Below are 25,279 nucleotides of genomic sequence, written 5' to 3'. Positions count from 1 at the left end.
AAGAGTGAAAGTGTCGAAGAAGCTTTATGCGTCGCCAGGCGCCGCACTTGAGGGTCTCCTGTCCGACGGGATGACGATCATGTCGGGCGGGTTTGGGCTTTCGGGTAATCCCGAGAGCCTCATCCCCGAAGTCAAAGCCTCCGGGGTCAGCGGTCTCACGGTGATCTCCAACAACGCCGGCGCCGATGGCTTCGGACTGTGGATGCTGCTGGAAACACGCCAGATCAGGAAGATGATCGGCTCCTATATCGGTGAGAACAAGCTCTTCGAGCGACAGTATCTCGATGGAGACCTCGAACTGGAGCTGAACCCTCAAGGTACGCTCGCCGAGCGGATCCGCGCGGGCGGTGCCGGAATTCCGGCTTTCTTCACCAAGACCGGGGTCGGGACGATCGTCGCAGAGGGCAAAACCGTCGAGCGCTTCGCCGGCGAGGATTATGTCCGGGAGACATGGCTTCGCGCCGATATCGCGCTGATCAAGGCATGGCGCGCCGATCCAGCCGGTAACCTGATGTTTCGCAAGACCGCCCGCAATTTCAACCCGGTCATGGCGACCGCCGCCAAGATAACGGTGGTGGAGGTCGAGGAGATCGTCGAGGCAGGTTCGCTCGACCCCGATTGCATCCACACGCCCGGTATCTACGTCGATCGCATCGTGCAGTGCACGATCAACGAAAAGCGGATCGAGAATCTGACCGTTCGTCAGCGAGCGGCCGTCTGATGGCCTGGACCCGCGACGACATGGCGGCACGCGCTGCCCGCGAACTTCACGATGGCTTCTACGTCAACCTCGGGATCGGCATCCCGACACTCGTCGCCAACCATATCCCCGCAGGCGTCGATATCACGCTCCAATCCGAGAACGGCATGCTGGGGATGGGGCCGTTCCCGTACGAGGGGGAGGCCGATCCCGATCTCATCAACGCCGGCAAACAGACGGTCACGGCGCTGCCGACGACTTCGTTCTTCTCCTCTGCCGACAGCTTCGCGATGATCCGAGGTGGCCACATCGATGTTGCTGTTCTTGGCGCGATGGAAGTCTCCGCCGACGGGGACCTCGCCAACTGGACCGTGCCCGGCAAGATGGTGAAGGGCATGGGCGGCGCGATGGACCTCGTCGCGGGCGTGAAGCGCATCGTTGTCATCATGGATCATGTGAGCCGGGGCGGCGCGCCGAAGATCCTCGAACGCTGCACGCTTCCACTTACCGGCAGGCGGGTCGTGAGCATGATCATCACCAATCTGTGCGTCATGACAGTCATGCAAGGAGGTGGCCTTTCACTCGTCGAGCTTGCGCCCGGTGTCACCGTCGAAGAGGTTTCCGACCACACAGGCGCGCCATTCTCGGTCAATATCGCCTGCCAGTTGGAAGCCTAACGATGCCTTTCAGCGCGAACGCGGCCTGTCGGCTTCATTGGCAGATTGCCGGGGCGGCAGACCAGCCGGCGGTGGTCCTCCTGAACTCGATCGGCACCGACCTCTCGCTGTGGGACGCGGTCGTCGATCAGCTGGCCAGCTCCTTCAGGCTGTTACGCATCGATACGCGGGGACACGGGCAATCCGACGCACCTGCCGGTGATTATGACCTTCCGCTTCTCGTGAGCGACGTGGTTGCGGTAATGGCGGATGCCGGGATGGAGAGTGCGCTTATCGCCGGCGTTTCGCTCGGAGGGATGATCGCGATGCAACTCGCGCTCGACCATCCGGATGCGGTGTCGGGTCTGGTGCTCATCTGCACCTCGGCAACAATGGATCCAACCGCGTGGCAGGCACGCATCGACGCCGTTCGCTTAGGCGGGACCGCAGCGATCGCTGACCTCGCGATGTCCCGCTTCCTTTCCGCTGATTTCACGCGCGAGCATCCCGATACGGTCGCACGGATTCGCGCAGGGCTGATCGCGACCGCAGCAGACGGCTATGCCGGCGCCGGCGCGGCGATACGAGACATGGCGCTTGTCGGACGGCTGCCCAGTCTGGCCGTCCCTGTTCTTGTCATCTCGGGATACGCCGACACATCGACCCCATTCGAGGGGCACGGCGAACACCTCGTTGCGAATATTCCCCACGTCACCGACCTGCGGCTCGACACCGGGCACTTGGCTCCGATCGAGGATCCGGCTGGGATTGCGACGGCGATCGCCAAGTTCTTCAGCCAACGCGACAGGATTTGACTCATGCAGCATGCCTTCATCTGCGACGCCGTCCGAACGCCGATCGGCCGGCTCAACGGGTCGCTCTCGGGAATCAGAGCCGACGATCTCGCCGCCGTGCCGATCAAGGCGCTCATGACACGGAACACCTCGGTCGACTGGGCATCCCTCGACGACGTCGTGCTCGGCTGCGCCAACCAGGCGGGCGAGGACAATCGTAATCTCGCGAGGATGGCCGCCCTGCTGGGCGGTATTCCGGTGAAAGTCGGGGGCACGACGATCAACCGGCTATGTGGCTCGGGACTCGACGCGGTCGGATCGGCCGCCCGTGCCATCCGCGCGGGCGACGCAACCATCATGATCGCGGGCGGCGCCGAAAGCATGACGCGCGCACCGTACGTCCTGGGCAAGGCTGGGGTTCCGTTCGCGCGCGATCAAAGGATCGAAGATACAACGCTGGGATGGCGGTTCGTCAACCCTGCGATGAGGGCGGCTTACGGCGTCGACACGATGCCGCAGACCGGCGAAAACGTCGCGGATGAATGGTCGGTCTCGCGCGAAGAGCAGGACGTTTTCGCGCTCGCAAGTCAGCAGAAGGCGGCGATGGCGCAAGCCAATGGCAGACTCGCCGCCGAGATCGTAGCGGTTGACGTGCCGGACGGGCGTGGCGAGACACGCAGCTTCGACCGTGACGAGCATCCTCGCAAAACCTCGCTTGAGGCGCTCGCGCGCCTCAAGCCAGTCGTTCGACCCGACGGTTCGGTGACGGCGGGCAACGCATCGGGTCTGAACGATGGCGCGGCGGCGATGATCATCGCCTGCGAAACAGCTGCCGCACATAATGGGCTCATCCCGCGCGGGCGCGTCGTCGCCATGGCATCGGCAGGCGTTGCGCCGCGTATCATGGGCGTTGGACCGATCGAGGCCGCCCGCAAAGCTCTTCACTTCGCCGGACTCGGCGTTGAGGACCTGGACGTCATCGAGTTGAACGAGGCGTTCGCGAGCCAGGCCATCGCCACGTTGCGGTCGCTGGACATCCCTCCCGACGACGAACGCGTCAACCGCAACGGCGGCGCCATCGCGCTCGGTCATCCGTTGGGAATGTCTGGAGCGCGTCTTGCAATGACCGCCACGGAAGAGCTCACACGCACCGGTGGGCGATACGCACTTGCGTTCATGTGCATCGGCGTTGGTCAGGGCCTGGCCATGATTCTTGAGCGGACCTGATTTCAGTTCTTGACCAAGGCAGCACGTACCGCCGCGCAGAACAGCCGCACGGTCGCCGCATTGTTGTCGCGGCGGTACGCCAGACTTAGCGCGGTCGTGGGAACCGGAGCCGCGATCGACCGATAGGCCACACCGTGGCGTTGCGACTCCTCGACCGAAGCTGGGACCAACGAGACACCGGCACCGACCGCGACCAGCCCCAAGGCGGTCTGCAGCTCCATCGTCTCCTGCGCCACGGTCGGCGAGAAACCGGCGGATCGGCAGAGATCGAGAATGGTGTCCGCAAAGCTCGGGCGTGGCTGACGCGGATAGAGGACGAAGCTGCTGTGTGCCAGGTCGGCGAGCGCGATCTCATCGCGTCCAGCGAGCGGATGATCGGACGGCAACGCGATGATGAGGGGCTCGTTCAACACGACCTCGTTCTCTATTTCCGCATCGCTGATAAGCGGTCGCGCGAAAGCGACGTCAATCTTGCGCTCGACCAACGCGACCCGCAGTTCGGCGGTGTTCATAGCTTGTAGGGTGAGTTCGATCTCAGGATGTGAGGACCGAAACTGGTTGAGGATGTTGGGCAGGATCGAATAGGTCGCCGACCCGACGAAGCCGACCTCGATCATGCCGGACATACCCTCCGCCGCGCGTCGCGTCAGTCGAGCAGCCTCGGCGACCCGAGCCATGATGTCGCGCGCGCGTGGCAGCAGCGTCTCGCCCGCCTTGGTAAGTTGGATCTGACTTCGGGAGCGGTCGAACAACTGCGCACCGATCGCACCCTCCAAATGCGCGATCTGGCGGCTGAGAGCCGGCTGCGCGACATGCAGCCGTTCGGCCGCCCTCCCAAAATGCAACTCCTCGGCGACATGGACGAAATAGCGCAGGCGCCTGGTATCTACGCCTGCGAGATGCGTCGGCCGCGATGCCTGTGATTCTGGGTCCTGCTGCATGCCAGAGCGTAAGATACCGAACCGGCATCAGCAAGTGCCATTTTGATATTTGATTCGGCATGATATCGGTCTCAACATGCCCACTCCCGGATAATGCGGGATCCCAAGATCAACAGGTCGGGGCGCGAGAGGGTGTGATGACGAGGTGATTTATGACGAGATCTGATTTGCGCTTGGTACCAGACTGGTCTCCTGACCAGATCGTCAAGCGCGTCGTAGTAAAAGGCTTCAAGCACGTCGAGCACGTGGAATTCGCCTTTATCTACGGTGATCCAGACCTGTCGGTCGAACTCGTCCTCCCATTTCCCGCCTTCGCCAGTTTTTGCGCGGATAACCACTGCGAGTTGTCGGCGGAAAGTCCCGAACTGCTTTCTAGCCTGGCCCGCCTCCAGCATCAGGCCGATCCGACAACGCATCGCCTCGCGGCCCTCGCCTCACACGGAGACGCATAGATGAATATCGACATTCAGGCAGAGGAATTCACGCCGCGCCGGCAAACCTTCTCGCACATCGCCAGACGGTTCGGCGAGGACCGCCCGGCATCACGATATGAGGAAGCGACATACGACATCCAGCCGACGACGAACTTTCATTACCGCCCGACATATTCTCCGGAATTCGAGCTTTACGATACCGCGCGCACCAAGGTCGTGATGGCCGACTGGTACGTCTTTCGCGATCCACGTCAGTTCTACTATGCGACGTACAACATCAGTCGCGCAGCGATGCAGCAATCGTTCGACGATGCCATGACCTTCGTCGACAAGCGCAACCTGTTGGGATCCGTCAACGCCGAATGGCTCGCCAAGGTTGAATGGTATCTGCTTCCGCTTCGCCACGTCGAGTGGGCGGCCAACATGAACTGTCAGCTCATCGCCGACTGGGGCTACGGCGCGCAGATAACCTCGGCATCGGCGTTCTGCGGTGCAGACCGTCTCGGGCTCGGGCAAATCATCTCACGCATCGGCCTACTTTTGGGGCGAGGCACCGATGAGAAGCTTGTCGAGGCCAAACGCGTCTTTACCGCGGACCCCGACTGGCAGCCGCTGCGCCGCGTCGTGGAGGATCTGCTGGTCGTGCACGACTGGTTCGAGACCTACGTCGCGCAGCTCGTTGTATTGGATGGTCTCATCTATCCGCTCATCACCGAGGCGTTCGACAAAGCGGGCGGCCCGAATGGCGCTTCGAGCGTGTCGATGCTGACCGGCTTCATGACCGACTGGTTCGCGGACAACAGCCGCTGGACCGACGCCGTGTTGAAGGCGGCGGCAGCCGAGTCAGATGCGAACCGCGAGCTGTTGAGCGAGTGGCTGTCCAAATGGACGGCTCGCGCCAGGGACGCGATCGAACCGATCGCGCGCCAGGTCCTTGGCGATCTTGGAGCGGTGGCCGTTCGCGAATCCGAGGCTGCACTCGAGGCGCGCGTTTCGCAGTTCGGGCTCAGTATCAAGCTGGAACTCGCGGCATGAGGATCGTCTCGATCACTTTGCAGAACTCGCCTGACGCGGCCGCGATCGTTGATGCGATCCTCGCCGACAACCCCGACGCACAGCGCAAGCTTTATCCGGCCATGACGAAGATCGATTGCCCTGGCCGGATCGACGTCAACGCGCAGTCCGTCTCGGACCGGCTCGGTCGCGAGTGGGACACGCAGGAAATCAGCATGTCCGTCATCAGCCTTTCCGGCACCGTTGACGAGGATGACGGCATTTTCTCTCTTTACTGGAGGTAGTCATGGCCACGAAAAAGCTGAGCCTGAAACAGAAGTACAGCCATCTGACCCGTGGCCTGGACTGGGAACCGTCCTATCAGAAAGCCGACGATATCTTTCCGTACGCCAAGTACGAGGGCATCAAGATTCACGACTGGGACGCCTGGGAAGACCCGTTCAAGCTGACGATGGACAGCTACTGGAAGTTCCAGGCCGAGAAGGAGCGCAAGCTCTATGCGGTGATCGAGTCGATGGCGCAGAATAACGGGCAGCTCGGGATCACCGACGCCCGCTACCTCAACGCCGTCAAACTCTTTATTCAGGGCATCACCCCGCTCGAATACCAGGCGCACCGGCACTTTGCGCATCTGGCGCGGCACCTCCCGGGCGCTGGCCTCCGTGTCGCAGCCCAGATGCAGTCGATCGACGAACTGCGTCATTGCCAGACGCAGATTCACACGATCAGCCACTACAACAAGTTCTTCGACGGTATGCACGACTTCAGTCACATGCATGACCGCCTGTGGTATCTCTCGGTCCCAAAGTCATTCTTCGACGATGCGACCAGCGCCGGTCCGTTCGAGTTCCTGACTTCGATCAGCTTCGCGTTCGAATATGTTCTCACCAACCTGGTGTTCGTGCCATTCATGTCGGGCGCGGCCTACAACGGCGACATGGCGACCGTCACGTTCGGATTCTCCGCGCAGTCCGACGAAAGCCGGCACATGACGCTCGGTCTTGAGGCGGTGCGGTTCCTGCTCGAGCAGGATGAGAGCAACGTGCCGATCGTCCAGCATTGGATCGACAAGTGGTTTTGGCGGGGATACCGCTTGCTGTCTCTCGTCTCGATGATGATGGACTACATGCTCCCCAAAAAGGTCATGTCCTGGTCTGAGGCCTGGGAAATCTATTACGAGGAGGCGGGCGGCGCCTTGTTCGCTGATCTGGCCCGCTACGGCATTCGCGAACCGAAATATTCCGACGTCGCCAAAGCCGAAAAGGATCACATCAGCCATCAGGTCTGGTCGATCTTCTACAATTATTCGCACGCGGCAGCGGTCCACACCTGGGACATCGACGACGAGCACATGGCATGGATGCGCGAGAAATATCCGGCATCGTTCGAGGCGATCTACCAGCCTCGCTATCTGGAGTGGCGTGAACAGGCCAAGAACGGCCAGCGCTTCTACAATAACGGTCTACCCCAGCTCTGCCAGGTCTGTCAGATTCCGATGGCGTTCACAGAACCAGATGACCCGAGCAAGATCTGCTTCCGTGTCTCCGAATACGAGGGCGACAAGTACCACACCTGTTCGGACGGATGTAAAGACATCTTCGATTATGAGCCGGTCAAGTACGTGCAGGCCTGGTTGCCGGTGCATCAGATCTTCCAGGGCAATTGTGGAGGAGCGACGATGCCCGAAGTCCTCGATTGGTGCCATATCAAGCAGGGCGCGGACAATCTGGATTACGCAGGTTCTCCAGAGGAAGAGATGTGGAACCGCTGGATGGAAGGCCGCCGCTCGCCTCCGCCCGCATTCGCGGTCGCAGCAGAATAACCAGCACAAAGGAACTTTCCATGGCGCTCGCCAGCCTGAACCCGGGATATTCCGGTCCAACCCGCGACAAGGTCGAGAACTTCAACGGCGCTCAGCTGGTCTACGTCCACTGGGAAGGCCATTTGAATTTCTGTGCGGGGATTACCCTTCCCCTCCCACCGGAAACGCCGTTCGGCGCACTGGCGTCGGAGATCTTGCCGTCACTCTACTCCGCCGATCCGAAGTGGCGTTCGGACGAGCTCGAAACCGCACGCTGGTCGCTCGACGGCGAAGACTGGGCACCGGATGCCGGCAAGACGCTCGGAGAGCAGGGCGTCGGACACAAATCGCTGATCCGGTTCTGGACCGGCGCGGCAGCGTAGGCTTCGAGAATCATGGCGACGCTAACCATCGAATCAACCGGCGACCAGGTGAGCGTCGCACCCGGGCAGACTCTCCTGGATGCCTGCCTTCGGGCAGGCATCTGGCTCCCGCATGCTTGTGGGCACGGGCTTTGCGGAACCTGCAAGGTTGTAGTGCTGGAAGGCAGCGTCAACCACGGCGCCGCCTCGTCCTTCGCTCTCATGGATTTCGAACGGGTCGACAACAAGGCGCTCGCCTGCGTGGCGACGGCCGACGGCGACGTCATTATTGAAGCGGATGTCGATGATGAGCCAGACGCCCTCCAGCTTGCTGTCGGTGACCATCGCGGCACGGTCAGCCGTCTCGAGATGCTGACACCCGACATCCTCGGCATATGGCTTAAACTCGATCAGCTTGGCTTTGGCTTTCAAGCAGGCCAATATGTCAACCTCACCGTGCCGGGGGCGGAAGGAACACGAGCGTTTTCCATCGCGAACGCGCCATCGGGAACAGACGAAATCGAGTTGCACGTCCGCCTGGTTGCCGGGGGAAAGGCAACGTCGATCCTGCACGGCAACCTCAAGGTTGGCGACCCGCTATCATTCGCCGGCCCTTACGGACGCTTCTTCGTGCGTCATTCCGCCGAGAAGCCGCTGATATTCATGGCCGGTGGTTCCGGGCTTTCGAGCCCGAAAAGCATGATCCTCGACTTGATCGAGCGGGGTTACAGCCTGCCGATCACGCTCCTTCATGGCGCCCGACGGCCGCATGACCTGCACTTTGCCGAGCTTTTCCAAAAGATCGCCGAGGAGAACGCTAACTTCCGTTACGTACCAGTCGTGTCGCAGCCGCAAGTCGAAGACGAGTGGGCGGGTGAAACCGGCTATGTGCACGAGGCTGCAGATCGACTTTTCAACGGCAAGTTCTCTGGACACCAAGCCTATCTATGCGGTCCTCCGCCAATGATCGAGGCGGGTATCGGTACACTGATGAAGGGTCGACTGTTCGAGAGAGACATCTTCGTCGAGAAATTTTCTACCGCGGCCGATGCTGAAAAGTCCGTCAGGTCGCCCTTTTTCAAAAGAATTTGAGCCAATTCGATAACCGGGCGTGGCAAACGGCGATACAGCCGCAGAGGATGCGCGTCCCTATTTCAGGGGAGAGTGATGTGAGCAAAGCCATATCAATGGCACTGGCTACAATGGCGGCGACCGGTATCGCGGGATCCGCCTCGGCATCTGAGGGCGGCAAGAGCACCTATCCTAATGGTGCCGAGACCTTGACCGTCGCCGCGCTACCACCGCCCGGAACATATCTTCTCGACTACAACTATTACTACTCGGCCGATCGCGTGAACGACGGCAAAGGCAATAGTGCCGGGCCTCCCGACTTTTCATTGAACGTCGTCGCCAATATTCCTCGGTTCATCCACGTGACCAAGATCAAGATACTTGGTGCGTCGCTAGCAATGCAGGCCTTTGTCCCAATCGTAAACGTCAATGTTCGCGCTGGTGGTATGCGGCAAACGAAGTTTGGCCTGGGCGACGTCATCGTCAACCCGTTCATCTTGGGATGGAACCACAGGAACAACTTCCTCGTCCTTACCATGGACACCTTCGTTCCAACCGGCCGCTACAAGCGCACCGATCTCGCAAATATCGGCACCAATGTCTGGACGTTTGAGCCGGTCCTGGCTCTCTCGCATTTCGATCCAAAAGGTGGCCCCGAACTTTCGGTAAAGCTCATGTACGACTTTAACACGAAGAATAAGGCTACGGATTACCGTTCGGGCCAAGCCGCTCATGTCGACTTTGCGACATCGTATAATTTCAATCCGGTCACGATCGGTGTGACCGGTTACTACTTCAAGCAAACCACTGACGATAAGCAGGATGGCCTCAAAGTCGGTGCGGATGGCAATAAGGGTGAGGCCTTGGCGCTGGGACCGTTGATCCGTTACCAGCTTGGTAAGGTTCCTATCACTGCACAGTGGCAGCATGAAATATTTTCAGACAATCGCACGCAAGGGAACAGTTTTTGGCTAAAGGCGGCCTTCCGGTTTTGAAAAGCCTCAGCTCGGCCGCAATGCGCTTGCGCGCTTGTTCGCGGCCTGCGACCATGAATCACTGGTCTTGTGAAGGGTTTCGGGCGCTTGCGTACGAAAGCCTCCAATGCAGGAACCCGCGGGCCCCACGCGCTGGTCTATGGGTAAATGAGCTTTGGGATGGTTCTGGTGGGTAAGCGCTGCCTATCCGGAAGTGCCGCTCCTGGTCCGATTGACTTGATTTGGTGCGGCGTCAGATTGCCGGTGGCGTTGGTTTTGCAGCCCGTTGTGCCCTGCGCCCGGCGCAATTCCGGGAAGGTGCGAAAGGGGCCATAGCCAAGGCCGAAGCCTATGTGCTGGTGTGGACGGCCTCTCATCTGGCTCGCGACGCTACCGCGTCTTGATGCCGTTGGGATGAGAGGCCGTCCACACCAGCACGAGCTCAGGCGGCAAAGGCCGACCGGTGGCTATACTGACGAGGCGTACACCCCATCTCTCGCCGGAATGCGAAGACAAAGGCGCTTTCAGACTCATAGCCTAGCCAGCCGCCAATCGCCCCGACCGGATCAGACGAAACCAAAAGGCGATCGGCCGCAAGCAACATCCGCCAGCGGATTAGATACTCCATTACCGCGACGCCGACCTTTTCTTTGAAGCGGAGAGCAAAGGCCGATCGCGACATGTTCGCGCGCTCCGCAAGCTGCTGGACAGTCCATCGCCGGCCCGGCTGTTCGTGCATTGCCGTCACGGCCCGGCTCAACTGGTCGTCCGAAAGCGCGAACAACCAGCCCACGTCTCCACCTGTAGCTTTCGTGAGGTGCAGCCGCAGAACCTCGATCAGCATCGTCTCGGCCAGGTGCGCGGTTACGAGCACACTGCCCGGCTGTGGACGCCTGAGCAACGCCATCACCCGGTCGAGATAGAGGTGCAATGCGTCGCGGTCCGCCCCGTCGCCGATATGCAACACGGCTGGAAGGGCATCGGTCAGGTATTTTGCAAAGTCCGGTCGGAACGTGAAAAGCGCGCCAAACAGGCAAGCACTACCGCCGCCCCGGAGCGACAGAACGCGGCCGTTCAGCGGGCCATCCATCTCGCGATACATGTCAATAGGCGTGATTGCCGGATCGCTCGCCAGTGAAAAGCGCCGGCCGTGCGGCAGAGCGAAGAACTCGCCTTTGTTAATCTCGATCGGCTCCGATCCATCGGCCAGCGTTAGCCAGCAGCAGCCGGAGACCATGGCAAAGCATCGGAACGCGCCATCCGCGTCGAAATTGTAGGACCATTCACCACCAATATCGAGCCCGCCGGACATGAAGCCGTTGCTCTTCACAAGCGACAGGACATCTGAGAGCGGATCGATGCCAAGAATGGACGATCGCGATATTAAATTGGACTTCATGATATAGAATGTACGGCACTGCTGGCCCAATTCCAAGGAGATTGGAAGGATCGGCAATGCGCATATTCGTAACTGGAGCGACCGGCTTTATCGGTTCGGAGCTCGTCAAGCAGCTCGTCGAGGCCGGGCACCAGGTCCGTGGTCTTGCGCGCAGCGACGCGGGTGCGGCCCAATTGCGCCACGCTGGTGCTGAAGCGCATCGCGGGAGCCTGGAGGATGCAGCAAGCCTGTGGGACGGTGCCAGCGGCATGGATGCCGTGGCGCACCTCGCCTTTGGCCTCGACATGGCGAAATTCGCCGAGAGTGCTGCGACCGAGATCAAGGCGATCGAGACGCTAGGATCATCGCTGGAAGCGGGCAAGCTGTTGATCGTGACGTCCGGCCTCGCCGCCGTCATCAGCAAGCCAGGGCGGCTGCCGATCGAGATGGACCCGCCCGGCACACCGCCCTCGATCCCGCGCCGGCCGGATCAGACCGTGCAGTTGCAAGCAGCGAAGGGGCTCAACGTCGGGATCGTACGGATGTCCCAGATCCACGACACCCGCAAACAGGGAATCGTCCAGTTTCTGATTCAGATCGCGCGGGCAAAGGGCATCTCCGCCTATGTCGGGGATGGCGCAAGCCGCTGGGCGGCTTGCTCGCTTGCGAACACCGCGCTCTTGTATCGCCTCGCGCTCGAGAAGAACGCAACCAACGCGACCTACCATGCGGTTGCCGAAGAGGGTGTGTCGTTGAAGGAGATCGCGACGGCGATCGGCAAGGGGTTGAGTGTTCCGGTAGTATCGCTCGTCCCACAAGAGGCTGAAGCACATTTTGGGCCTATCGCGCAATTCGTCAGCATTGACCTTCATGGTTCAAGCGAGCTGACCCGGAAAGCCTTGGGCTGGATGCCGGAGGGCCCAGGGCTGATCCAAGATCTCTCCAGGATGAACTACGCAGTCTGACCCGCGACGACCGACCGTTCGTCGGAGCGACGACGTTGGCCCATATTAATTTGGCAGGTAGAAAAGGATTTCAGGATGGCTCGGCAATCGACGTTCTTGGTGCTAGGCGCGACCGGCGGAACTGGGAAGCACTTCGTCGCCAAGGCGCTGACAGACGGGCACAAGGTACGAGTGCTGGTCCGATCACCGGAGAAGCTGCCGGCGCGACCCGCGAACCTTGAGGTGCTGCACGGTTCGATCACGGATTTGATCGACACCGATGGGCTCGTGGCGGGCGTTGACTTCGTCGTCTCGATGCTCGGAGACAAGAACCTCCAGAAAGACACCAAGATCAACACGGCGTTCGTGAAGCGGCTCGTGCCGTCGATGCAACGGCAAGGTGTGAAGCGCTTTCTCTACCAGGCTGGGGGCCTGAGCCGCCCTCATGGCGGGCATCTTCCGCCGCTCTTCTGGGCAATCCGGCATACCCTTGCCCGCGGCTTCCTTGGCCAGCACCAGGATAATGAAGCGGTGATGGCGTATTTGGCGACCGAGGCTCGTGATATAGAGTGGATCGTCCATCGTGCTGGCATCGGTTCGGACGGGCCATCCAAGGGTGTACTGGAACGATCGCAGACGAAGTTCAGCGTTGCGACACATGCGGACTGTGCTGCATATAACTACCGCACGATCACCGACGCATCGGCCGTGCATACGGCTGACCTTAGCCATTACACCTCAAGCTAGCTGGCGATCGTCCCCTTCATCGCTCACCAGCGCCATCTCGCCGAACCAAGGTTCTTGAAGGCCGCGTTTCCCAAAACTCGATCCCAATCGGGACGGTCGCGCTTAGCGTACGATTCCGAACATCCTCTAGCCGGCCCCCCACTACGGCTACAGCAACCACGGCCCGGTGCGTGAGAACGGCGCCGAGATCGCCGATCCGCACCTCACCATGTGTGTCGAACTGATCGGCCAGCGCGAGCAGCTCGAAGGCTTCTGCCGGGCGCACGGCGACCTGCTTGCGAACAAGGTCATCGTCTACAAGCACCTGGAGCATTGGACGGTCAGCCCGGCGGGCTTGCGCCAGGAAGATGCGGATACGGCCGAGCTGGCTGGCTGAGGCATGGGGCCATACCTGATTATGTTCGCCGGGACTGGTTCCGACGGCATGCTGCGGTATGGGCTGAACGGCCTCAGCCTGCGCCTGTTCGGCCCCGACCTGCCGATCGGAACGCCCATCATCAACGTGCTCGGCTCATTCCTTATGGGTCTGCTGGACGGCTGGTTCCTGTTGCGGAGCGGATCGAGCCGGGGATGGCGATTGTTCCTCACCACCGGCGGGCTGGGCGGCGTCACGACCTTCTCGACCTTCTCGCTGGAAGCGGCCTTGCTTTAGGAGAGAGCCGAAGTCGGGCAAGCCGCCCTTTATGTTGTCGGATCGGTTGGGCTGGGCGTGCTCGCGCTGTTCGGCGGCCTCGCTCTCGTTCGCTCCTTCAGCCCGGCTTAGCGGCGCCAACCGGCTCAGGAGCGATCATCTTCCTTGACGTTGTCAACCTTCGCCTTGTCTTTGGCGCGGACCGACTCCTCCAGCTCCAGAATCTCGGCCGATTCTTGCGTGGTGGGCTTCTTCTTGTCGATATCGCTCATGAAGTCCTCCGTCTGCAAAACTACTGGTACACCGTTTCGCGCCAAGGATTATTCAGGGTTTCTGCTCGGCGTCCCGCCGGTCCGCTTCGGCCGGGGTCTGCCGAGCGCGTTCGCGGATACGGCGTTCGAGCGGTGCGCCGACGAACAACACTAGCATCGCCAGCAGCAGACCGCCCACAAGTAGTGGCCACACCGCCAATCCCGCTGCCGCTCCGAGCGTCGCTGACACCCAGATGCACGCCGCCGTTGCTAGCCCGTGCACCTCCTGCCCGCTGCCAACGCGCAGGACCGCGCCCGCGCCGATGAAGCCGACGCCGGATAGGATGCCCTGCATCACTCGACCTGCTGCATCGGCGTTCACGTTCGGCAAGCCGCTGTGGACGATCGCCTGGACGGCGATGCAACTCGCGAGCCCGACCAGCCCCAGCGTCCGCAGACCCATGATCTGTCGGTTCTCGCGTGACCGTTCCCAGCCGAGCGTCATGCCGGCCGCCGTCGCCACGATCATCCTGCCGATCGCGTCGACCCAGAAGGCGAGATCGACCGACAAAGGCGGCGGATTCACTCGACCAGCACGTGGACGTGGTGCCAGGCCGTGCAGAGGTATCCGGCGAAGTTCCACATCGTATCGGGTAGTTCGGGCTGACCCTGGCCCGCATCGTCGAACGCGCGCACCACAAGGTGCTGGCGCCCCTTGGGCAGTTCCGCATCGAGCGACCAGCGCTGCCAGCTCCACTGCCCGTCCGGATCGTCGGAGAAATCGGCCTGCCGCCAGTCTCGACCGCCGTTCAGCGACACCTCTACCCGCGACACGTCGCGCTCATAGGCGACGGCATAGCCCTCGATCCGGACCTTGCCCGCGGGCAGACTCTCGCCCGAACCAGGCGAGCAGATCGCGGCGTTGAGCGGCATGGCGTTGATCGTCAGCCCTTGCGTCCAGTCCGCCGTCTCGCTGGTCACGTCGGCCGGAAAAAGCTTGTAATCGTGCGCCTGGATCGGCGCCTCGGAGGGCGTGTCCTTGACCTCGATCCGGGTCAGCCACTTGGCGCTACGCACGCCAGCATAGCCTGGCACGACCAGACGCAACGGCGCACCGTGCTCGGATGCCAGCGGTTCGCCGTTCATCGCCCAGGCGAGCAGCACGTCGGGCGCCCGCGCCTTGGTCATAGCGATCGAGACGCCGAACGGTGCCACCTCGCCTTCCACATCCACCTCGTCAGCGCCGGTGAAGCAGACGAACAGGTTGGACGCGTCCGATGCTCCAACTGCATCCAACAGGTCTGCGAGCCGCACGCCCGTCCACTCGGCATTGCCGATCGCGCCTATGTCCCACGGATCGCCTGAAGTCTTGCCCACCTGTTGGAGATCGGTCCGGCGGTTGCCGGCGCACTGAAGCACAGCCGTGACAGTCCGGACCGGAAAGCGCGCCTTCAACTCCGCAATCGAGATGGAGCACTCGCCCACACTGATCCCGCCCACCTCAATCCGGTGATCGGCCGGCAGCTCCGGCACGGGCCCATGGCTGCGCACATAGAACAGGTTCTGTGGCGTCAAGAACCGCTCGATCAAGGCGCCGGGCACCGGCTCGGCGTTGTAGGGCTCGGGGTTCCGCTCTATCATCAGCTCGCTCATGCTATTGTAACGCCTGACAATCGGTTTGGCCTCGGCCTCATCCTCACTATCTTGCCCGATCATGCGATGTGCAGCGCGGCCAGCAGCGTCAGGCTGATCGCGGCCAAGCCGAGCAACGACAACACGACGGCCATGGTCACGCGGCCCCCGGCCTTGGCGACGGTGCGGACGTCCACGCCGAGCCCGAGCGCCGCCATGGAAACGACGGTCAGCAGCGTGGCGCTCCGGCCGATCGGCGCGATGGCGACGGTCGGCACCAGACCCAGCGAGCGGCAGGCGACCAGTGCGAGGAAGCCGATGATGAACCAGGGCACGAGGTGGGCGAGGTCCATCCGCTTGGCCGTAGGCGCACCGGCGATGAACTCGCCTTCGGGAACCGACTGCGGCGCGAGACGAGGCGCCACCAGCGACAGAACAAGGCACACCGGCCCGAGCATCAGCACGCGCACCAGCTTGACGAGCGTACCCATCTGCACGGCGGTGGCGCCCAACGGCGAGGCGGCTGCGATCACCTGCGGCACGGCATAGACAGTGAGCCCGGCGAGCGCCCCGAAGGCGAGCCCGCCCATGCCGAGCGCAATCCCGAGCAGTGGCAGGCCAAGCACTACCACCACACCCAGTACCGCCGTGAACGCGATCGAGGCAGCTACGTCGTCGCTGTCGGCGCCGATTACCGGTGCCACGGCCGCGATGGCGGAGTTGCCGCAGATTGAATTGCCGCAAGCCACCAGCAGCGCCATCCGCGTCGGCAAGCCGAGCAATCGGCCGATCCCAAAGCTGAGCAGGATTGCGCTCACGACCACGCCGGCGATACCGGCGAGGAGCGGCAGCCCGGCCGCCAAGATGGTCGCGGCACTGACCGAAGCACCGAGCAGGACGACCGCCACCTCCAGTAAGTATTTGGCGCTGAATGCGATGCCTTCGTGCCACCTTTCATCCGGGGTCCACAGGCTGCGCACGGCGGTGCCGATCAGGATGGCGAGCACCAGCGCCTCCAGCCACGCCTTGCCGGCCAGTGCGCGCTCGCCCGCCTCCAGCGCGTAGGCCGAGCCGGTGACGGCGAGGCAGAGGCCGACGCCGGGCAGCAGCGCGGGCAATCTGCTAGTCTGGACGGTAGGGAATATACGATCGGGATAGGCAAAACTGGCCACGGCGGTGTTCCTTCCGTCGCACGATCTAAACCCTGCCTACCGATCGCTCCAACTTAGCCTTGTTGTCATTCCGATCGTCAATCGTGATCGGTTTCTATATCAGGTGCGGTGTGACACTGGAGCAACTGCGCATCTTCGTCGGCGTGGCCGAGCGCAAGCATATGACCGTCGCGGCGCGGCCTTAAACGTCACGCAGTCAGAGGCTTCCGCAGCCATCGCCTCGCTTGAGGAGCGACACGCAACCAAGCTCTTCCACCGCGTCGGGCGCGGCATCGCTCTGACAGAGGCCGGACGGCTGTTCCTGACCGAGGCTCGCGGAGTTCTTGCGCGGGCCGACGCGGCCGAGACGGTGCTGGAGGAGCTTGGCGGGCTGAAGCGGGGCACGCTGCGCCTCGTCGCCAGCCAGACCATCGCCGCCTACTGGTTGCCGCCCATCCTTGCGGCTTTCCATGAGCGCTATCCGGCGATTAGTATCGAACTGTCGATCGGCAACACCGGGCAGGCCGCGGCACGCGTCTATGACGGCAAGGCCGATCTGGGTATTGTCGAGGGCGAGATCGACAACCCGGCGTTGGCGCATTGGCCGATCGGCGAAGACCGGCTGTCGCTCGTCGGAGCACAGCCTTTCGGCGACGCCGACATCGACGTGACATGGCTGCGACGAGCACGCTGGGGGCAACGGGAGCCTGGATCAGGCACGCGATCGACGTTGAATAGCGAGTTGCGCAGCTTGGGAGTCGATCCGGCTGCCCTCGACGTGGCGCTGACGATGCCGTCTAATGAAAGCGACCGAACGGCCGTGGAGGCTGGGGCGGACGTTGCTGTCCTGTCGGCGCTAGTGGTCGACCCGGCCATCAAGGCAGGTCTGTTGCACGTCGCACCGATCACATTCGCTCCTCGCCCCTTCTTCGGGCTGCGGCATAAGGAACGCTATCGCACGAAAGCCGCGGATGCGCTGTTGGACGTGATCGGGTTGCAGCGGCGGTAGGTACGCATCGGCATTCTCAAAACGCCATCCTTTTTGGGACCGCCCGCGATCGCCATCTCCTTCCTGAAACCTGTCTGACCGCACTCTACCAGATTTGCGCCATAGTAGGACGGGACATCGCCCACGAGCGGCCGGATCTGGCAGTAGCTGTCGTTCGGCAGACCGTGCCGGGACGACGCCCTTGTCCCAGAAGGCGTAGATTACGGCGGAAAACCCTGTCGCCATCCTGGATGCACGACAAACGGGTGTTTTCCGCCACCGCAGGTCCCGCCCCCTTTGACTCAGCAGGGGGGTTGGCCGAGATGGGTCGCAACGCCGCACATTGGTTTCGCGCGGCGTGAGTGGCAGGTTCTGCGAAAAGCCGCCCTTCACGCCTTTGCTGGCGGATGGCGTGAGTTGGTCGGAAGCCGCCGATCCACTCTACCGGACGCCGTCTAACGGTCCTTGCCGGGCTCGACCGCAGTCGCACGTTCGTTGCTGTAAACCGGGCCACTGTCGCCGATGCTCGGCCGATCGCCTGCCTCGATGCGGGTTGCTAGATCGCTGTGAAGCGAGACGAGCTCGGGTGGAAAATCCACACCAGCCGCAGATCCCAGCCTGCGCTCCGCATCGTCGAAGATATCTACGGCGCGCGCCAGCTCGGGTTCGCCGTAAAGTGCTGCGCTTTCCCCTGCTCGCCATAGCTCGGCAAGTTGGTGGGACCGGATCATGCAAGCCGAGGCCGTTCGATCGACCGCAACGGCGGTGCTTGGTGGTCCTGGCGGCTCGCCCCCCCTCCCCTTGATCTCGGCCCGCGTGATTGCTGCCAGGCGGTAGCGCAGGACCCGGGATTCCGGGGTATCCGTTGGTGAGGGCTGCTGCTGATGGTTCAGGAGAGAAATAAGCTCCACGGTGGTGATGGACGACGCGGCGTTGCGCCAGTCCGTCAAAGCCCGCTCCTCCGATGCCAAATCCGCAGGCTGAGTCAGGATAAAGCGCTCGAGAAGTGGATCGCTGGCTACTGCGACAGGCAGGGGTGCTCGGTTGCCGTTAGCGGCGGCATGGGCGAAGCCGATCGCCGTCGCAATCGTACCGAGCTGCGTCTTCATGATCTCGCGATCGTCGATCGATCGCCTCAGGATCATCTCGAGGATCGGCGTTAGATCCGTCACGGCGGCCTGGCCCGCATCGATCGTGTCGAGCCTATGGACGATCTCTCTGTGTGTCGCCTCGATTCGCTGGCCGCTTTCGGTCAGCGCATCGAGCTGCTCCTGCACGAGCGTCAACGCGTCCAGAACGCCTGCCAGAGCAACGCTTACTTGGTCCGTGCTCATCGTTCTGGCCCACCCCTATCCGGCGAACGCGCGCGGTCCAGAGTTGCGCGATCACGATCCAATATCTCGCGAAGGACCTCTTGCGGCTTGCTTGACGAAGGTGCCGTGGCCTGCCGTTCGGCTTCGTCCATAAGCGAGCGAAGGCGCTCGGATACCCCCGAAGGTCGGCGTTCATGCGGCGTGTCTTCGGTCCGCTCGGGTCTCTCCCGGAGTGCTTGCTTGGCCTCCAGCTTTCCACGCATGACGCGAGAACGTTCCAGTGCTGCGGTGATCGGATCGGGCCTGGGATCCGCAGCAGCGGGGCGCGTTCGAGCATCGACCATCGCGCCGCGCGTGCGGGACGGTGAAACGGCACGCATCGCCCGAGCGGAGTTGGGCTCGGGCGGCGGCAATGCTGCGACGAACCGTTCGAGGCTCTGGGCAACCACCTGATCGGCAAGGGAAGGCGAAGCCGACAGCTCCGCGACGGATCGCATATAGGTCGCTCGAACGGTTGCCTGCCGACTTGCAATAACGGCCTCGACCGGGTCGGATATACCCTGCTGGCGGAGGCGCATAGCGCGCTCCGCCCGGCTCCTATCGAGCAGCGGAACCTGCCCTTTGTCGCGCATCTTCCGTACCGCAATGTGTTCATGCGCGGGGTCGATGCCGCGCGCCCTGGTCGGCGTGGCGTTGGCCTCGATGCCGCGTTCGCGGAGCTTCTCGGCGAAGCGCTGCCGCCAGCGAAACAGATCATCTCGGTCCGGATGAAAGCGGCGCCCATCGAAATCGCGACGCGCGATCGTGATGTGAACGTGCGGATGGTCGCGATCGACGTGAAGGCCGGCAACCCACGACCGGTTCGCAAACTCCTCGCGTGCGAAGTCCAGGGCCGCCGCTTTCAAACGCTCCGGATCGGTCCCCGTCGGCATCGAGAGGATCATGGATATCGACGTCGCACCTTTTCGTCTGGCGTCCCCGTCCATCTCGAAGTTGTGCCAATCCTTCGCGAGAATCTGCATGTCGCGTCCGTCCCGCAGCACGACGCCCTCGCTGGTTTCAAGCCCAAGTTCCTTGTCGGGACCGTGCCCCAGCCGGCTGATGTAGGCGAAGTTGGCAAGGACGTGTCCGCCGCCATGCTGACGCCCCGTGATCCGCACCATGACCTCCGGAACGCGACGTGAGGTGCGATCCGCAGTCATTATGGCACGGCCGTTCATCCGGGCTTGCGATCCGCCCCCGAAAGCGTGCTTCGCCTGCGCACTGACACGCGATGTGGCCGGTGATGATGCGGCCTTCGAGAACATCGACGCGACGGCAAGGCCGAGCATTGTGCCCCCGGTACTCGGGCCCTTTGCACTGCCGCCTCCAGTCCCGAGGCGGTACTTCTTCGGCGGCGCGAAGACGCCCGCCATGGAGTCCATCGTCCCGGAAGAGAAGCGGAGGCTCACGCTGCTGAACCTCGGTAGGTTTCGGTCCAGTACCCGACCTCTGCCCCGATCGCGGCCGAGAGGGCCAGCCGGGTCGTAAACAGAAGCGCGTTCAGCTCTTCACATTTTTCGATAAAGGGACCGGCGATGCGGGCGATATCGAGCGAGCTTTCGGGCTGGTTCGCTGCGTTCATCGCATGGACCGCCTGGTTGATGTTTCGGCCGATCAGAAGCACCTGCTTGCGCAATTTGACGATCTCAGCCTGGGTGGCCGGAGCCAGCCTCAGCACGCCCGCCTTGTCCCAAAGCTGCCAGCGAAGCGTGCGTTTGATCCATTCGTTTCGCGTCATCTTCATCGGCGCCGCTACGGTGTCGATGCCTTCTACCTCGCTCCGGTCAAGCCGGACGGTGACGCGAACGAGGTCGTCGGGATGCCCCCTGCCCTGAATTGGCAGCACCGGGATGTCATCGTTGTCCGGGGCCAGCACGGCGTTGGCCAGCACGCTTGCCATCCAGCTGCTGCGGTTCTGCCCATTCGCTGCGGCAACGCGGTCGATCTCGGCGACCAACTCGTCCTTCAACCGCAGGCCTACATTCATCCCAAAAGCCCCGTGCAGCGGCGCTCCACAAGCCAATGTTAAACATTGGTGCCGTGAGGCATATCCTGCCATCCCTAATAATTGCCTATCCTCATGAAACAACGATCCCTTTGGAGCTAAATCACTCCAAACGCGGAGGTGAAAATTGATTGACTGTGCGCTTGCGACAAGTAGCTTTCGGTCTTGTGGCGTCGGCGCAAGGCGTGTGCACGATTAGGTACGCCTACTTGCTATCTCCCGGATGGCCCGCAACGTCCTAAGTTGTTCTCTATTGGAACCGGATTCGAAGAATGGCCCGAACAAGAAACGTCGTCGATCTCGCAACAATCGAGGCTCGGCGGGAAGCTCTAAAAGCGGAACTTGCTCATCTGGAGGAACAGGCAAAGGCGGCGGAGCAGACGGCTCGGGACGCTGGTCGTCCGGTTCTTACCGCCGCGCTCGAGCGGGTTAAAATTGCAGCGATCGACAAAGCGGATGCCCGGGCAATCGCGACGGCTATCTCGAAACACGGCGGCAAAGCGGTGGCGAGCCAGCTTGCGTCGCTAGGCTAGGCTTCCCGATCCACCATCAAGACGAGAAGCCGGCGTTGGCTTGGCGTCCAGGTTAGGGCAGCCTCATCGGATGCCTCAACGCTTGAACCTGACCGCTCTCCTTGTCGACGAATATGACACCGCGCTCTCCTTCTTCGTTCAGAAGCTTGGCCTCGAACTGCGTGAAGATACCGTGCTGACTGATCACAAGCGGTGGGTGGTGGTCGCGCCGCATGGTGCGGCGAACGGACTGTTACTAACGCGAGCGATTGGCGACCGGCAACGTGAGGCGATCGGCGATCAAAGCGGCGGTCGCGTTTTCCTGTTTCTCGAAACAGACGACATTGCCCGTGACCACCTCGCTTACACGCAGCTGGGCATCCGTTTTGTCGAAGCCCCTCGCCATGAACCATATGGCACGGTGGCGGTCTTCGAAGACCTCTACGGAAACCGATGGGATTTGATCGAACCTAGCGTGGGCAAGGGATGACCTTCGATCCACCATCCTATGCGGTAAGTTCATTGGCCGGGATCGAACGCAGCGGTTCCCCAATCTTGGCAGCCACGGCCTGTCTGGGTGTTGCGCCGACGGAGGCTGACCGCCGGCGCTCGCTTCAGCGCGGCCGAGCAGAATACCCGAAAGCAGATTGACGGCGCCAGATGAGGCTGCCCCCTCCCCTGCCGGCCCACCACCGATTGCGTCGTGTTGGTGGCTGGCGATTGCCCGTGCGCCGCTGCGCGCGGGCGCCGCGCGTACGGTGTTTCGGGCGCCGTCGCGGTTCTGCCAAGCGAGGATCCCGCCCTACCTATTGACTAGCGCCATCGATCTCGCGTTCGTAAAGCAAAAGCGCCGCATCAGCGACGACGTCGGCGAGCACGCGTTTGCGTGCCGGGTCCGCGTCACGAAGAGCATAGAGTCTCGCAGCGGTCTCGGGATCTACCCTCACGTTGATCGCGATATTGCGATTGCCGGTTACGCGTGGCGGCCGTTGGAATGTCCCGGCTTGGGGACGCTCTTGAGGCACGGGCGCCGCTACAGGCGGGGCGGCTACAGCGGGAACGGCGGGACGGGACGGAAAGCCGGCCCCGTCGCTGATCTCGCGTAGCTTGGCTGGATCCTTGTTCGGGGGCGTATCATCGAACTCCGAGAGATCGAGCCGGGACCGGGTCATGCTGCCTCCTTCACGGTACGCGCCTTACGCAGCCTTGCGATCACCGCAGCCGCATAGGCCTCGGCGTTCTCGAGCGCTGCCTTCATGTTACCGACGCCTTTGTCGTTGATGGTGCGAAGCGTTCCACCAGCGGCGAACATCGCGCGATAGGCCTCGCGATTGTAGATCATGACCGGAAGGACTGGAATTTCAGCATCGTTGAACTGCTCCGCGATGTCCTTCTGATTGTTCGAGCGCAGCGCCGGCGGGATTTGGCTGAACAGGATCGCATAATCGATCTCTGTCCTGGTACCGCGCGCCGTCTGCTTGACGAGCTTGATAGCGCGGGCAGCCTGGGTGGCATCCAGATGCGACCCCTTGCAAGGAATGATCACCAGATCGCTTTGCGCGATTGCGAACGTGACGGTCGCGGTCGCCGCGCCTTCGAGGTCAACGAGTGTGAAGCGCGCCTCCGACACGCCCCTCTCGATTTCATCGATGATCGCGTTTTCGTCGCGGCACCCGACGACAGTTATCGCATCCGGTCGTCCCGGTAACTGGCCCCAGTCGACCAGCGGAAGGTTCGGGTCAGCATCGATCAGGCGTACGGTACCCCCCGCCTCCGCCAACTCTCCGGCGAGCAACAATGTCGCGGTGGTCTTGCCCACCCCGCCTTTCGGCGACACGAAGCTGATGACTGGCATGCTGCTCTCCCGTTGCGGCCAGGTTGCCACCATGTAGCAGCCAGCGTTCATGAAGCTGCTATATCGCAACCTAGCAGCTAGCGTCTAGCGACTTTGACGCATTCTGACAGCGAACAACTTGCGGTATGATTGCGATTTGATCACAACTAGACCGCGAGTTAGTAGCGAGTTTACCGCGAGCCAATCGCAGCTTAGATGCAACAATGCTGCGGCTAAGGAGCTACATGCTCGCGATCTGGTTGGTAGTCGGTTGCTGCTTGCTACCAACCAGCGATACGCGCCCTTGCGATACCGTCGAGACCCGGTCGTAAAAGCGAGAGAAGCAAGGCCACCAACCAAGTATGAACATGCTAGGTCATAGCTATCGGGTTGCTACCCGAACGCAATCAGCGATCAGGTCGCTACAATGTCGCTAGCTCGTTGCTACCAAGCAGCTACCAGACGAAGGAACAATTCCCCTCAGTTCGCGTGTCGCCAAAGCAATTGATGAATCCGCAGTGCCAAGCCACAAATCGACAAGAGATTGAGCCGCCGAACGCGACAAACATGATCGGCGTTCACCAAAGCGCAAAATGGCGAAATCGATCGTGAAGCACCCACGGCCCGATCTCGTTCGACACGACCTGCATCACACCGGATATAACGACGCTCAAGACGAAGACCCGATCCTCTAATCGGGCGGCCGAGGCCGCCCGGACGATGTTCATTCCTCCCAGAGCGGCTTGAGCTTGCGGGTCCGCCTTACTGCGGGGAGGGGTGCCCGCTCGGGCATCCCGTGTGCTGCGATCTCCGCTTGGATGCTTGCAAATTCAGCGAGCCATGCCTGGGTGCGTGCGGTTTGGACGTGCATGTGAACCTCCGTCTGTTCGTTGAGACGGATGCCGACTGACGATGGGGTGGGGTCAGGGTCACAGGACCGCGCAGCGGCCGCGCAAGCGGGGCGTGGGGGTGCCGATTTTGTCGTGGTCGAAGCGAAGCGAAGGCCGCGTCAAAATTGGGGGAACCGCGCATCCTTGACGCTGGCTCCGCCCGGTCGTCACGATGGACAAAGTCGACGACAGAGCCTTTCCGACGTTGGTAGGGCAGGGGAGGCGCCGACCCACGCGACGGTCTTGCCTCCCACACGCACCAGTCCCCCTTCCCGGACAACCGTCGATGTCCAGATAGCGACCGTCGGCTGGTCTCAACGAAATTCTGCGGCAAGTCGCAGGCATTGAAGCACTCGATCTCATCGGAAAGAATACCGCCATCACGATGACCGCTGCCATGAGCGAGGCGATCTAAGACCCCGGGCGCTCCCGCACGGCCCTGCTGATCGCCGAGCGTGGTGTGGGGAAGGGGGGCTCGAAATTGATGATCTCATCCTTTCCGCAGCAGGGGGAACCCCGGCGCCATCGCGCCGGGGCGATGCGTCATCGTTCGTCGACGCGCATGATCGTCAGGACGCGCGTGGTTTTGAAGGGATCGGCCGGATCCTCTGAGCCCGCGCTCAGGTCGTGATTGTAATAGTCGATCTTCCAGTAGCAGTCGGTGCCTTCAAACCGGAACCGGCCCAGGTCGTGCTCGCCGTAGGGGTCGATCGCATCGTCGAAGGCGTCGAAGTCGCGAACCGCGCGGAGCAGCTCCGCCCGCTTCCGGAAATTTCGGAAGAGGCTGATGTCGCCGATCAGGTCTGCGATCCCGCTGGTCATCACGACCCGGTTGTTGCCCGGGGCGGTGAGATGCTCGCGCAGCCAGTCGTTGAGGCGGGCGATCTCCGCTGCGCCACCCTTGGCGCGGTCTGATTGAGGCTTTTGCTCGGCCATGATGGTCTCCTGCCAATGACCCCGACGATCGGGGCCTTTCGACAGGCGACA

Annotated in this window: 28 protein-coding genes and 2 pseudogenes; 18 read left to right on the top strand and 12 right to left on the bottom strand. The window is 62.1% G+C overall.

The annotated features are described in order from the left end of the window. The first annotated feature begins 10 nt into the window (after window positions 1-10). Genes E2E30_RS19910 through pcaF form a run of 4 tightly spaced genes read left to right on the top strand, consistent with a single transcriptional unit; the run spans window position 11 to window position 3,377 of the window. Window positions 11-721, top strand: a complete 711-nt coding sequence (locus E2E30_RS19910; RefSeq protein WP_133192495.1) for a CoA transferase subunit A — start codon at window positions 11-13, stop codon at window positions 719-721. Next, window positions 721-1,377 carry a CoA transferase subunit B gene (locus E2E30_RS19905; RefSeq protein WP_133192412.1) on the top strand — a complete coding sequence of 219 codons (657 nt, stop codon included), beginning with the start codon at window positions 721-723 and terminating at the stop codon, window positions 1,375-1,377. The genes E2E30_RS19910 and E2E30_RS19905 overlap by 1 nt, the downstream gene beginning before the upstream one ends. A 2-nt stretch (window positions 1,378-1,379) precedes the next feature. After that, a complete protein-coding gene (gene pcaD / locus E2E30_RS19900; protein ID WP_133192411.1) occupies window positions 1,380-2,171 on the top strand; it encodes a 3-oxoadipate enol-lactonase in 792 nt (263 codons plus the stop codon). 3 nt (window positions 2,172-2,174) lie between these two features. Next, on the top strand, window positions 2,175-3,377 hold the full coding sequence (gene pcaF / locus E2E30_RS19895; RefSeq protein ID WP_133192410.1) for a 3-oxoadipyl-CoA thiolase: 1,203 nt from the start codon (window positions 2,175-2,177) through the stop codon (window positions 3,375-3,377). 2 nt (window positions 3,378-3,379) lie between these two features. On the opposite strand, the gene E2E30_RS19890 is transcribed toward pcaF, so the two are convergent. Next, a complete protein-coding gene (locus E2E30_RS19890) occupies window positions 3,380-4,318 on the bottom strand; it encodes a LysR family transcriptional regulator (RefSeq protein WP_133192409.1) in 939 nt (312 codons plus the stop codon). A gap of 152 nt (window positions 4,319-4,470) precedes the next feature. Here E2E30_RS19890 and E2E30_RS19885 point away from each other — a divergent pair, with 152 nt between their 5' ends. The 7 genes from E2E30_RS19885 to E2E30_RS19855 all read left to right on the top strand — a co-directional run bounded on the left by E2E30_RS19885 (window position 4,471) and on the right by E2E30_RS19855 (window position 9,995). Then, window positions 4,471-4,770 carry a phenol hydroxylase subunit gene (locus tag E2E30_RS19885; protein WP_133192408.1) on the top strand — a complete coding sequence of 100 codons (300 nt, stop codon included), beginning with the start codon at window positions 4,471-4,473 and terminating at the stop codon, window positions 4,768-4,770. Further along, window positions 4,771-5,787 (top strand): aromatic/alkene monooxygenase hydroxylase subunit beta, encoded by a 1,017-nt coding sequence (locus E2E30_RS19880; protein ID WP_133192407.1) that lies wholly within the window; start codon window positions 4,771-4,773, stop codon window positions 5,785-5,787. It begins immediately after the preceding gene. Then, window positions 5,784-6,050 (top strand): MmoB/DmpM family protein, encoded by a 267-nt coding sequence (locus E2E30_RS19875; RefSeq protein WP_133192406.1) that lies wholly within the window; start codon window positions 5,784-5,786, stop codon window positions 6,048-6,050. Before E2E30_RS19880 ends, E2E30_RS19875 begins: the two co-directional genes overlap by 4 nt. A gap of 2 nt (window positions 6,051-6,052) precedes the next feature. Continuing rightward, window positions 6,053-7,588: an aromatic/alkene/methane monooxygenase hydroxylase/oxygenase subunit alpha gene (locus E2E30_RS19870; RefSeq protein ID WP_133192405.1), complete on the top strand. Its 1,536-nt coding sequence runs from the start codon at window positions 6,053-6,055 to the stop codon at window positions 7,586-7,588. Between the two features lie 20 nt (window positions 7,589-7,608). Beyond that, window positions 7,609-7,950 (top strand): phenol hydroxylase subunit P4, encoded by a 342-nt coding sequence (locus tag E2E30_RS19865; protein ID WP_133192404.1) that lies wholly within the window; start codon window positions 7,609-7,611, stop codon window positions 7,948-7,950. A 9-nt stretch (window positions 7,951-7,959) separates the two neighbouring features. Continuing rightward, a complete protein-coding gene (locus E2E30_RS19860) occupies window positions 7,960-9,021 on the top strand; it encodes an NADH:ubiquinone reductase (Na(+)-transporting) subunit F (protein WP_443018426.1) in 1,062 nt (353 codons plus the stop codon). A 77-nt stretch (window positions 9,022-9,098) separates the two neighbouring features. Further along, a complete protein-coding gene (locus E2E30_RS19855) occupies window positions 9,099-9,995 on the top strand; it encodes a SphA family protein (protein WP_165954604.1) in 897 nt (298 codons plus the stop codon). 421 nt (window positions 9,996-10,416) lie between these two features. Here E2E30_RS19855 and E2E30_RS19850 read toward each other — a convergent pair whose 3' ends face one another. Then, the gene (locus E2E30_RS19850) at window positions 10,417-11,430 is read right to left on the bottom strand and encodes an AraC family transcriptional regulator (protein ID WP_240699162.1); all 1,014 of its coding nucleotides are present in this window, start codon (window positions 11,428-11,430) and stop codon (window positions 10,417-10,419) included. On the opposite strand from E2E30_RS19850, the gene E2E30_RS19845 reads away from it, so the two are divergent. The 4 genes and pseudogenes from E2E30_RS19845 to crcB all read left to right on the top strand — a co-directional run bounded on the left by E2E30_RS19845 (window position 11,430) and on the right by crcB (window position 13,806). Then, window positions 11,430-12,317: an SDR family oxidoreductase gene (locus tag E2E30_RS19845; RefSeq protein ID WP_133192400.1), complete on the top strand. Its 888-nt coding sequence runs from the start codon at window positions 11,430-11,432 to the stop codon at window positions 12,315-12,317. The genes E2E30_RS19850 and E2E30_RS19845 overlap by 1 nt on opposite strands. Before the next feature lie 75 nt (window positions 12,318-12,392). After that, the gene (locus E2E30_RS19840; protein ID WP_133192399.1) at window positions 12,393-13,043 is read left to right on the top strand and encodes an NAD(P)-dependent oxidoreductase; all 651 of its coding nucleotides are present in this window, start codon (window positions 12,393-12,395) and stop codon (window positions 13,041-13,043) included. Window positions 13,044-13,209: 166 nt separating this feature from the next. Then, a complete protein-coding gene (locus E2E30_RS19835) occupies window positions 13,210-13,419 on the top strand; it encodes a hypothetical protein (RefSeq protein WP_335925478.1) in 210 nt (69 codons plus the stop codon). 3 nt (window positions 13,420-13,422) lie between these two features. Next, a pseudogene (gene crcB, locus E2E30_RS19830) lies at window positions 13,423-13,806 on the top strand (fluoride efflux transporter CrcB). A gap of 14 nt (window positions 13,807-13,820) precedes the next feature. Here the strand turns inward: crcB and E2E30_RS21160 are convergent. Genes E2E30_RS21160 through E2E30_RS19815 form a run of 4 tightly spaced genes read right to left on the bottom strand, consistent with a single transcriptional unit; the run spans window position 13,821 to window position 16,729 of the window. Further along, window positions 13,821-13,946, bottom strand: a complete 126-nt coding sequence (locus tag E2E30_RS21160) for a hypothetical protein (RefSeq protein ID WP_260171586.1) — start codon at window positions 13,944-13,946, stop codon at window positions 13,821-13,823. 52 nt (window positions 13,947-13,998) lie between these two features. Further along, window positions 13,999-14,511 (bottom strand): MgtC/SapB family protein, encoded by a 513-nt coding sequence (locus E2E30_RS19825; protein WP_107963382.1) that lies wholly within the window; start codon window positions 14,509-14,511, stop codon window positions 13,999-14,001. Next, window positions 14,508-15,578, bottom strand: coding sequence for a sulfite oxidase (locus E2E30_RS19820; protein ID WP_133192398.1), 1,071 nt, complete (start codon window positions 15,576-15,578; stop codon window positions 14,508-14,510). Before E2E30_RS19820 ends, E2E30_RS19825 begins: the two co-directional genes overlap by 4 nt. 59 nt (window positions 15,579-15,637) lie before the next feature. Beyond that, window positions 15,638-16,729, bottom strand: a complete 1,092-nt coding sequence (locus E2E30_RS19815; protein WP_197524563.1) for a YeiH family protein — start codon at window positions 16,727-16,729, stop codon at window positions 15,638-15,640. 110 nt (window positions 16,730-16,839) lie between these two features. Between E2E30_RS19815 and E2E30_RS19810 the strand changes: the two are divergent. After that, a pseudogene (locus E2E30_RS19810) lies at window positions 16,840-17,717 on the top strand (LysR substrate-binding domain-containing protein). A gap of 434 nt (window positions 17,718-18,151) precedes the next feature. On the opposite strand, the gene E2E30_RS19805 reads toward E2E30_RS19810, so the two are convergent. The 3 genes from E2E30_RS19805 to E2E30_RS19795 are packed head-to-tail and all read right to left on the bottom strand — an operon-like array spanning window position 18,152 to window position 21,038. Then, the gene (locus E2E30_RS19805; protein ID WP_133192397.1) at window positions 18,152-19,030 is read right to left on the bottom strand and encodes a hypothetical protein; all 879 of its coding nucleotides are present in this window, start codon (window positions 19,028-19,030) and stop codon (window positions 18,152-18,154) included. Then, on the bottom strand, window positions 19,027-20,424 hold the full coding sequence (locus tag E2E30_RS19800) for a relaxase/mobilization nuclease domain-containing protein (RefSeq protein ID WP_165954603.1): 1,398 nt from the start codon (window positions 20,422-20,424) through the stop codon (window positions 19,027-19,029). The genes E2E30_RS19805 and E2E30_RS19800 overlap by 4 nt, the downstream gene beginning before the upstream one ends. Before the next feature lie 32 nt (window positions 20,425-20,456). Continuing rightward, window positions 20,457-21,038, bottom strand: a complete 582-nt coding sequence (locus tag E2E30_RS19795; RefSeq protein WP_133192396.1) for a hypothetical protein — start codon at window positions 21,036-21,038, stop codon at window positions 20,457-20,459. Between the two features lie 290 nt (window positions 21,039-21,328). Here E2E30_RS19795 and E2E30_RS19790 point away from each other — a divergent pair, with 290 nt between their 5' ends. Then, the gene (locus tag E2E30_RS19790) at window positions 21,329-21,589 is read left to right on the top strand and encodes a hypothetical protein (protein WP_133192395.1); all 261 of its coding nucleotides are present in this window, start codon (window positions 21,329-21,331) and stop codon (window positions 21,587-21,589) included. 70 nt (window positions 21,590-21,659) lie between these two features. Next, window positions 21,660-22,058, top strand: coding sequence for a VOC family protein (locus tag E2E30_RS19785; protein WP_133192394.1), 399 nt, complete (start codon window positions 21,660-21,662; stop codon window positions 22,056-22,058). A 316-nt stretch (window positions 22,059-22,374) separates the two neighbouring features. Here E2E30_RS19785 and E2E30_RS19780 read toward each other — a convergent pair whose 3' ends face one another. From E2E30_RS19780 to E2E30_RS19770, 3 genes are all read right to left on the bottom strand, one after another. After that, window positions 22,375-22,740, bottom strand: a complete 366-nt coding sequence (locus E2E30_RS19780) for a hypothetical protein (RefSeq protein ID WP_133192393.1) — start codon at window positions 22,738-22,740, stop codon at window positions 22,375-22,377. Beyond that, on the bottom strand, window positions 22,737-23,423 hold the full coding sequence (locus tag E2E30_RS19775; RefSeq protein WP_133192392.1) for a ParA family protein: 687 nt from the start codon (window positions 23,421-23,423) through the stop codon (window positions 22,737-22,739). Before E2E30_RS19775 ends, E2E30_RS19780 begins: the two co-directional genes overlap by 4 nt. 1,412 nt (window positions 23,424-24,835) lie before the next feature. Then, window positions 24,836-25,228: a DUF3768 domain-containing protein gene (locus E2E30_RS19770; protein ID WP_206365725.1), complete on the bottom strand. Its 393-nt coding sequence runs from the start codon at window positions 25,226-25,228 to the stop codon at window positions 24,836-24,838. Window positions 25,229-25,279 lie beyond the last annotated feature (51 nt).

The sequence above is a fragment of the Sphingomonas sp. AAP5 genome (genome assembly GCF_004354345.1).
Classification (GTDB): domain Bacteria; phylum Pseudomonadota; class Alphaproteobacteria; order Sphingomonadales; family Sphingomonadaceae; genus Sphingomonas; species Sphingomonas glacialis.
The sequence above is the reverse complement of the archived record's forward strand: the minus strand, read 5'-3'. Positions and strand labels throughout refer to the sequence as shown.

Bases quoted from the DNA above. Each gene is read 5' to 3' on its own strand.
- E2E30_RS19905 (WP_133192412.1), top strand. From the start codon at position 721: ATGGCCTGGACCCGCGACGACATGGCGGCACGCGCTGCCCGCGAACTT.
- pcaD (WP_133192411.1), top strand. From the start codon at position 1,380: ATGCCTTTCAGCGCGAACGCGGCCTGTCGGCTTCATTGGCAGATTGCC.
- pcaF (WP_133192410.1), top strand. From the start codon at position 2,175: ATGCAGCATGCCTTCATCTGCGACGCCGTCCGAACGCCGATCGGCCGG.
- E2E30_RS19890 (WP_133192409.1), bottom strand. From the start codon at position 4,318: ATGCAGCAGGACCCAGAATCACAGGCATCGCGGCCGACGCATCTCGCA.
- E2E30_RS19885 (WP_133192408.1), top strand. From the start codon at position 4,471: ATGACGAGATCTGATTTGCGCTTGGTACCAGACTGGTCTCCTGACCAG.
- E2E30_RS19880 (WP_133192407.1), top strand. From the start codon at position 4,771: ATGAATATCGACATTCAGGCAGAGGAATTCACGCCGCGCCGGCAAACC.
- E2E30_RS19875 (WP_133192406.1), top strand. From the start codon at position 5,784: ATGAGGATCGTCTCGATCACTTTGCAGAACTCGCCTGACGCGGCCGCG.
- E2E30_RS19870 (WP_133192405.1), top strand. From the start codon at position 6,053: ATGGCCACGAAAAAGCTGAGCCTGAAACAGAAGTACAGCCATCTGACC.
- E2E30_RS19865 (WP_133192404.1), top strand. From the start codon at position 7,609: ATGGCGCTCGCCAGCCTGAACCCGGGATATTCCGGTCCAACCCGCGAC.
- E2E30_RS19845 (WP_133192400.1), top strand. From the start codon at position 11,430: ATGCGCATATTCGTAACTGGAGCGACCGGCTTTATCGGTTCGGAGCTC.
- E2E30_RS19840 (WP_133192399.1), top strand. From the start codon at position 12,393: ATGGCTCGGCAATCGACGTTCTTGGTGCTAGGCGCGACCGGCGGAACT.
- E2E30_RS21160 (WP_260171586.1), bottom strand. From the start codon at position 13,946: ATGAGCGATATCGACAAGAAGAAGCCCACCACGCAAGAATCGGCCGAG.
- E2E30_RS19820 (WP_133192398.1), bottom strand. From the start codon at position 15,578: ATGAGCGAGCTGATGATAGAGCGGAACCCCGAGCCCTACAACGCCGAG.
- E2E30_RS19805 (WP_133192397.1), bottom strand. From the start codon at position 19,030: ATGAGCACGGACCAAGTAAGCGTTGCTCTGGCAGGCGTTCTGGACGCG.
- E2E30_RS19800 (WP_165954603.1), bottom strand. From the start codon at position 20,424: ATGGCGGGCGTCTTCGCGCCGCCGAAGAAGTACCGCCTCGGGACTGGA.
- E2E30_RS19795 (WP_133192396.1), bottom strand. From the start codon at position 21,038: ATGAATGTAGGCCTGCGGTTGAAGGACGAGTTGGTCGCCGAGATCGAC.
- E2E30_RS19790 (WP_133192395.1), top strand. From the start codon at position 21,329: ATGGCCCGAACAAGAAACGTCGTCGATCTCGCAACAATCGAGGCTCGG.
- E2E30_RS19785 (WP_133192394.1), top strand. From the start codon at position 21,660: ATGCCTCAACGCTTGAACCTGACCGCTCTCCTTGTCGACGAATATGAC.
- E2E30_RS19780 (WP_133192393.1), bottom strand. From the start codon at position 22,740: ATGACCCGGTCCCGGCTCGATCTCTCGGAGTTCGATGATACGCCCCCG.
- E2E30_RS19775 (WP_133192392.1), bottom strand. From the start codon at position 23,423: ATGCCAGTCATCAGCTTCGTGTCGCCGAAAGGCGGGGTGGGCAAGACC.
- E2E30_RS19770 (WP_206365725.1), bottom strand. From the start codon at position 25,228: ATGGCCGAGCAAAAGCCTCAATCAGACCGCGCCAAGGGTGGCGCAGCG.